7 protein-coding genes are annotated in these 5,456 nt (G+C 68.4%); 5 read left to right on the forward strand and 2 right to left on the reverse strand.

Features of this window, described 5'->3' with window-relative positions:
• A partial coding sequence (locus D477_RS20135; RefSeq protein ID WP_005274826.1) for a methyltransferase family protein occupies nucleotides 1-426 on the forward strand: 426 nt, incomplete at its 5' end.
• Between the two features lie 117 nt (nucleotides 427-543).
• Nucleotides 544-2,184: a threonine/serine ThrE exporter family protein gene (locus D477_RS20140; protein WP_005274828.1), complete on the forward strand. Its 1,641-nt coding sequence runs from the start codon at nucleotides 544-546 to the stop codon at nucleotides 2,182-2,184.
• Here the strand turns inward: D477_RS20140 and D477_RS20145 are convergent.
• Nucleotides 2,181-3,038, reverse strand: a complete 858-nt coding sequence (locus tag D477_RS20145) for a siderophore-interacting protein (RefSeq protein ID WP_005274831.1) — start codon at nucleotides 3,036-3,038, stop codon at nucleotides 2,181-2,183. The genes D477_RS20140 and D477_RS20145 overlap by 4 nt on opposite strands.
• Nucleotides 3,039-3,105: 67 nt before the next feature.
• The gene (locus D477_RS20150) at nucleotides 3,106-3,876 is read right to left on the reverse strand and encodes a uracil-DNA glycosylase (RefSeq protein ID WP_005274835.1); all 771 of its coding nucleotides are present in this window, start codon (nucleotides 3,874-3,876) and stop codon (nucleotides 3,106-3,108) included.
• Nucleotides 3,877-4,028: 152 nt separating this feature from the next.
• Between D477_RS20150 and D477_RS20155 the strand changes: the two genes are divergently transcribed.
• The 3 genes from D477_RS20155 to D477_RS20170 all read left to right on the forward strand — a co-directional run bounded on the left by D477_RS20155 (nucleotide 4,029) and on the right by D477_RS20170 (nucleotide 5,433).
• On the forward strand, nucleotides 4,029-4,337 hold the full coding sequence (locus tag D477_RS20155) for a DUF3263 domain-containing protein (protein WP_005274838.1): 309 nt from the start codon (nucleotides 4,029-4,031) through the stop codon (nucleotides 4,335-4,337).
• Nucleotides 4,338-4,750: 413 nt separating this feature from the next.
• The gene (locus D477_RS22900) at nucleotides 4,751-5,065 is read left to right on the forward strand and encodes a LytR C-terminal domain-containing protein (RefSeq protein WP_005274841.1); all 315 of its coding nucleotides are present in this window, start codon (nucleotides 4,751-4,753) and stop codon (nucleotides 5,063-5,065) included.
• 161 nt (nucleotides 5,066-5,226) lie between these two features.
• Nucleotides 5,227-5,433, forward strand: coding sequence for a cold-shock protein (locus tag D477_RS20170; protein WP_005274844.1), 207 nt, complete (start codon nucleotides 5,227-5,229; stop codon nucleotides 5,431-5,433).
• Nucleotides 5,434-5,456: the final 23 nt, after the last annotated feature.

Here is a 5,456-nt window from a genome sequence, read left to right on the forward strand (position 1 = left end):
GGCGGTCTGCCGGCCCGCGCGGCAGGTGCCGCGCTGCTCCTGGCGGGGTCCGCCGTCGTTATTGAATGTTTTGCCCGTTTCGCCCTCCAGGGCCGTGGCACTCCGGCTCCGATTGCGCCGACCAGGTACCTGGTGGTTTCCGGCAGCTACCGGCATGTGCGCAACCCGATGTACGTGGCGCTGCAGGCCGTGATCGCCGGGCAGGCACTGCTGCTGGGGCGGCCGGTGCTGTTCTGCTACAACCTGGTTAGCTCGATTCCAATCGTGGTGTTTGTCCGGCTGTATGAGGAGCCCGTGCTGGAGCGGACGTTCGGGGACGAGTACCGCCGCTACCGGCAGCACGTGCCCCGTTGGCTGCCGCGGCTCCGGCCCTGGTGCGGGCTGCAGCAGCAAGGCCGCAACGAGGGGCAGGCCCAAAGGCTGTAATGGCCCGCGCGGTGTGATGCGATTCTCGGCCATTTCGGACAACGGCGTCCGGGCCGTGTGTCACTATGAAATCCGGCCGCGACAGGACAGCCGGGGCAGACCAGGAACGGAGGGGAAGTGCAGGACAAAGACGGCCAGCGGGAACCGGAAGCAACTACGAGGCCGCAGGCCGGTTTGCTGCCGATTATCACGCCGTCCGGCGGCAGGCGGGCGCAGCACCGGAAGTCCTCGCCGAAGCGGCCCGCCGGCAACCAGCGGGGGCAGTTGGACGTGCCCAAGGAACCGGTCGCGAAGGAAGCCAAGCCCGTCCCCGCCGGCACCGCGCCGCTGCCGTTGCCCAAAAGCCAGCAGCGCACCAATGCTGCCGCCCGCCGCATGCTGCGCAAACTGGTGCAGGGCGAGGCGCCCCCGACGGCGCCGATGAGCATCGTGGAGCGACTGGCCGGCAGCCCCTACGCGAACCCGATGGTGCAGAGCACCGGGGTGGACACCTCTGCGCGGCTGACGCTGGACTTCGCCCTCGACGTGGCCGAGACGATGCTGCGCTTTGGCGCCGGCGCGCTGGAGGTCGAATCCAGCATCATTGCCGTGACGGCGGCGTTCGGGCTGCGCGAGGTGGATGTGGACATCACCAACCAGTCCGTGGTGATCAACTATGCCCGGGCCGACATGGTGCCGATCACCGTGATGCGCGTCGTGCGGTCGTGGACCAACAACTACGCCGGGCTGTCCCTGGTGCACCAGCTGGTGACCGACATCGTCAATGGCGGCGTGGGCCGCACCGAGGCCAAGGACCGGCTGCAGGAAATCACCTCCCGGCCCAAGCCGTTCCCGCGCTGGATGGCGATCGCCGCCGGCGGCGTGTTCTCGGCGGGGATCACCGGCTTCATGGGCGGCGGAATTTTTGCCGGGCTGGTGGCGCTGCTGGCAACCGTGCTGATGGGCGTGCTGGGCCGGAAGCTGAACAAGTGGCGCGTTCCGGACTTCTTCGTCACCGCCGTCGGCGCCTGCCTGGCCACCGTGGCCGCGCTGGTGTTCTTCCAGCTGAAGGTGCCGCTCAGTCCGGCGCTGGTCATCGCCGGAGGCATCCTCTACCTGCTGCCTACGGGGCGGCTGGTCTCGGCCACGCAGGATGCGATCAACGGCTTCCCGGTCACGGCCATGGGGCGCTACCTGTCCGCCTTCCTGACCTTCGCCGCCATCGCCTCCGGCGTCGCGGTGGGGCTGGTCGCGGGGAGCCTGGTGGGCGTCAGCCTGCCTGAAATTTTCGTCGAGGGGGGAACGAACTACCCCTTCATCCTCCGCGCCGCACTGCTCATGGTGGCCACAGTGGCGATTTCCATCACGGAACAGACCAGGGCGAGCATGCTGCTGCCGACCGCCCTGGTGGGAGTGGTGGGGCTGATGGTCTACGAAGTGGTGGTGCTGGCCGGACTGGGGCTGCGCATCACCCCGTTTGTTGCCGCCGTCGTTATTGGTTTCCTGGGACGGATTGTCGGGTTGAGGATGGGCTCGCCCCAGCTGGTGGTCGCCGTCCCCGCGGTGCTGTTCCTGCTGCCAGGTTTCTCGGTTTTCCGCGCCATTTACGAGCTGACGATCAGCACCGAGCAGGCGTTCAGCGGCATGCTCGGCCTGCTGGGGGCGCTCACGGTCATTCTCGCGATGGCCGGCGGGACGGTGCTGGGCGACTATCTGGCGCAGCCCTTCACCCGGAACCTGGGCTCCAATGAAGGCCGGCGCCGGAACCGCCGCCGCTAAGCCGGGTAGTTGTCCGGGAAGATCTGCCCGACCGGGGTGCGCTTCTCCGCCTGGAAGGCATCTTCGGCGCGGCCATAGGCCCAGTAGCCGGAAATCGAGACCTGCTGGCGGGACAGTCCGCGCTGCTTGAACAGCACGTCGCGGAGCTCCTTGACCGCGCCGCGCTCGCCGTGCACGAAGGCATCCACGTCGCCCTGCGGCCAGTCCAGCCCGGCCACCGCATCGCGCAGCAGCGACGTCGTCCCGGCGGGGCGTCCCTGCCGGAAGAGCCAGTGGAGTTCGACGCCGGCCGGGGCCTTCAGCTCCTGGGTATCGGCTGCGGAATCCACCTCGAGGAAGGCGTGCCCGGCAGCGTCCGCGGGCAGGGCTTCGATTGCTGCGGCGACCGCGGGCAGCGCGGCGTCGTCGCCCGCGAACAGGTACCAGTCCGCGTCCGGGGCGGGGGAGTACTTGCCGCCGGGCCCGGTGAACATCAGCCAGTCGCCGGGTTTGGCGGCGGCCGCCCACGGGCCGGCCAGGCCCTCATCGCCGTGCACGACGAAGTCGATGGCCAGCTCGGCTGCCTCGGCGTCGACGCTCCGAACGGTATAGGTGCGGCTGACGGGGAGCTTGTCCGCGGGCAGGCTTTCCTTCAGGTCCGCCACGTCGGCCGGCAGTTCGACGCCGAGCTGCGGGTCGATGAACCAGATCTTCACGTACTGGTCGGTGGCGTCCTTGGCCTCGAACCTGGCGAAGTCCGGGCCGCCGGCATAGACCCGGACCATGTGTTCGGACAGCCGCTCGGTCCGGGTCACCTGCAGGTTGATTTGGGGCTTCCTGGCGCGGGCTGCGGGCGCTGCGGGCTGTGCGGACAATGTGGCTCCTGGCTCGAAGGTACTAAGGCCAACCTAACCCAGTGCCCGGAGAAGCGCCAAAGCATGGTTACCGTCCCAGGTCGGCAGGCAGCCGCCAGTCCACCGGCGCCGCACCCTGCGCAGCCAGCAGTTCATTGACCCGGCTGAAGGGGCGGGAGCCGAAGAAGCCGCGGGAGGCCGAGAGCGGGCTGGGATGGGCCGATTCCACCCGCGGCACCGCACCCAGCAGCGGCGCCAGGCTCTGGGCGTCCCGCCCCCAAAGCACTGCCACCAGCGGACCGCCGCGGGCTGCCAGTGCTCGGACGGCCAGATCGGTCACCTGCTCCCAGCCCTTGCGCCGGTGCGCGCCGGCATGGCCGGCCTCCACGCTCAGCACGCGGTTCAGCAGCAGCACGCCCTGCCCGGACCAGGCGCTGAGGTCGCCGTGCCCGGCCGGCGGGATGCCCAGGTCGGCGTGCAGCTCCGCATAGATGTTGGCCAGGCTGCGCGGCAGCGGCCGCACGTGCCGCTCCACGGCGAAGGACAGGCCGATCGGATGGCCCGGCGTCGGATAAGGATCCTGGCCAACGATCAGCACCTTGACTGCTTCCAGGGGCTGTTGGAAGACCCGAAGGACTGCGGTCGGGGCGGGCAGGACCTCGCGGCCCTCGCGCCGCTGCTGCTCGAGGTAGTCCGCCAGGGCGTGCACCGTGCCGGCCGCCGGGGCAAGTGCCGAGGCCCACTGCGGATGCATGACGTCCTGGAGCCTCGCCGGGGCGGCGAACGGGTAGGACTCCACGGCTACCCCGGACCCCTGGCGGGCCGGAAGCGGAAACAGTGCACCGTCGTCGTCAGTCATGACCCCATGGTGCCCGCACCGGCCCCGGGAGCGCGAACCGGGATCGGGAGCCTGGCGAGGATCGCCGGAGCGGCAAATGGCAATGCTGTGATTCGACGCTTAAAATGGGCTGGACAGTTTCCCCAGCAAACCAACGGAAGTGACGGTACGTCGTGCCCGGACCCGCCGAAGCCAGCGCCTTTTCCCTCGACGCCGAGCTGGACGACTCGAGCCCGCTGAGCGAACGGGACCAGAAAATGCTGGCCCTGGAACGCCAGTGGTGGAAGTACTCCGGCGCTAAGGAACAGGCCATCCGGGAGCTGTTCGACATGTCCGCCACGCACTACTACCAGATCCTCAATGCGCTGATTGACACCGAGGCAGCGCTCGCCCATGACCCGATGCTGGTTAAGCGATTGCGTAGACTACGTACGTCCCGCCAGCGCGCACGCACTGCCCGCCGGCTGGGCACCCACGCCTGATCCGGGACATTCCGGACATCCACTGACAAGGACCCACCGCTAGCGATGACCAAGTATCCCCGGGACGAGTTTGACCAGGTTCCTGAAGCGACGGACCGCCAAGGTGTGCACCGTGCAAGCCTGGGCGCGCAGAAATCCGGCGGCCTCGGACTGATCATCCTGGCCTCCGTGCTGGCGCTCGCGGTCGGCGCCGTCTCCTTCTTCGTCGTGCCCCTTCTGGCGCCGGCGGCAGCGCCCTGCCGGATGCGCCGAGCAGCACGGCCGTTGCCGCTTCGCCGGCCCCAAGCGAAGCCAGCGGGGAGCCGACCGAGGATGCCGGCGGCGAAGCCGAGGAAGAGCCCGCTGACGAACCGACGGCGGAGGCCTCCGGGGAGCCGGCAGCGGAGACCGCGGAACCATCCGACGAGCCCACCGTGGAGGCAGCGGAGGACCCGTCGGAGGAAGAATCCGTCAACAAGGCGGATCCGCTGCTGATCTTCAACGCCGCCGGTGTCAACGGGCTCGGCGGGTCCGTCTCGCAGCGCGCCAGCGCCGACGGCTGGTCCGTTGCCCTGGTGGACAACTGGCAGGGCGCTGCGATGGCCAACTCCGTTATCTTCTACAATCCGGGCCAGGCCGCCAACGCCCAGGCCATCGGCCAGTTGCTGGGGATCAGCGACCTGCGCGAGACGGCGCCGGGCGCGGTTGCCGACTTCGTCACCGTGGTCCTCGGCCCCGGATTCCAGTAGCCCGACGCGGAGGGGCAGCACCTTCCGCCCGGCTTGGTCACACCTCCATAACATTCAATGTGCCCCGGCTCACACTTTTGCCGGCGGTTGGATAGGGTGAATCCATCCTGCGTGCCGAATTCAGTGGCGCCAGGGGGAACTACTGAATTATGGAGAGCAACATGGCGCAGGGAACCGTTAAATGGTTCAACGCGGAGAAGGGCTACGGCTTTATCACCGTCGATGAGAACGAGTCGGATGTATTTGTGCACTGGTCGGCCATCCGGATGGACGGCTACCGTTCCCTCGAGGAAGGCCAGCGCGTGGAATTCGAAATCGGCGAAGGCCAGAAGGGTCCGCAGGCCGAAGATGTGAAGGTTTCGGCCTGACCACAAAAGTACGACGACGGAGG

Origin of the sequence: Arthrobacter crystallopoietes BAB-32 (assembly GCF_000328305.2) — a bacterium.
In the GTDB taxonomy this organism is placed as follows: domain Bacteria; phylum Actinomycetota; class Actinomycetes; order Actinomycetales; family Micrococcaceae; genus Crystallibacter; species Crystallibacter crystallopoietes_A.

Excerpts from the sequence above, each read along its gene's own strand:
- D477_RS20170 (WP_005274844.1), top strand. The coding sequence starts at position 5,227 with ATGGCGCAGGGAACCGTTAAATGGTTCAACGCGGAGAAGGGCTACGGC.
- D477_RS20150 (WP_005274835.1), bottom strand. The coding sequence starts at position 3,876 with ATGACTGACGACGACGGTGCACTGTTTCCGCTTCCGGCCCGCCAGGGG.